The 910-nt window shown below is 66.0% G+C and carries 1 protein-coding gene; it reads left to right on the top strand.

Features of this window, described 5'->3' with window-relative positions:
- Positions 1-128 precede the first annotated feature (128 nt).
- Positions 129-910, top strand: a 782-nt coding sequence (locus tag NG1_RS34840) for a DUF4226 domain-containing protein (RefSeq protein WP_157114427.1), incomplete at its 3' end; no start/stop codon positions are given.

The following is a 910-nucleotide window of genomic DNA, read 5'->3' as shown; positions in this document are numbered from 1 at the left end:
CTGGGTCGCCGGGTGTTTCGGGTCCGTCTGCGGCGGGTGTTCCGTCTCATCCCGGTGTTCCCGGTGTGCCGGGTCAGCAGTCGGGTCAGTCGGGTGGTGTTTCGGGTCAGCCGGTTCCGGGTGAGGGTGTGGCTGGGCAGCCGGGTGGTGTGGTGGCTCCGCGGGTGGAGCAGGCGCCGGGGCCTGGTGGGGGTCGGGAGGAGGAGGAGCCGGAGCCGTTGGTGGATCCGGAGGTCGTGGCGGGTGTGTTGCCGATGGCCGGGATGATGGCGATGGGGATGTTGCCGATGATCGCTTCGGCGTTGGCGGGTTTGGGCAGTGGTGGCGGTGGTGGGGGTTCGGCGCCGGTGGCGGCGGGTGGGACCGATGGTTCGGGTGTGGCGGGGATGTCGCCGGAGGCGGCGCAGGCGTTGGATGTGTTGAAGCAGTTGGAAGGGGTGTATGGGGAGGGGGATCCGTCGGATCCGCAGATGCGGCAGGTGCCGCAACCGTCGGGTGGGTCGTCGGGGTCCTCGGGGAGTGGTGCGACGACGCGGGCGATTCGGGCCAAGCGATTGTTCCAGCGCAACGCGGCCAAGGCGTTCAACAATGTGGACAACCAGTTGGTGTCGTATATCGGGAGTTTGAAGGGGTCGAACAAGGTCGACAAGAAAGCGATCGTCAAGCTGGTGCGTGAGGTGAATGTGGCGTTGGCCGAGCTGGGTCCGCAGGCGTACACGAAGGCCGGGCAGCAGAAGGTGCATCAGATCCTGACCGCGGCGTTGCAGAAGGCGCAGGCGATCGTCTCGGGTGGGAACGCCACTTCCAGTGATACCGCTGCCGCGATCAACCGGTTGACCAAGCAGTACCTGTACAACATCGCGGGTAAGAACTACAAACCACCCACCGGAGCCAACGGATCCAGCGGCAA

Origin of the sequence: Nocardia gamkensis NBRC 108242 (assembly GCF_001612985.1) — a bacterium.
GTDB classification, from domain to species: Bacteria; Actinomycetota; Actinomycetes; order Mycobacteriales; family Mycobacteriaceae; genus Nocardia; species Nocardia gamkensis.
The sequence above is the reverse complement of the archived record's forward strand: the minus strand, read 5'-3'. Positions and strand labels throughout refer to the sequence as shown.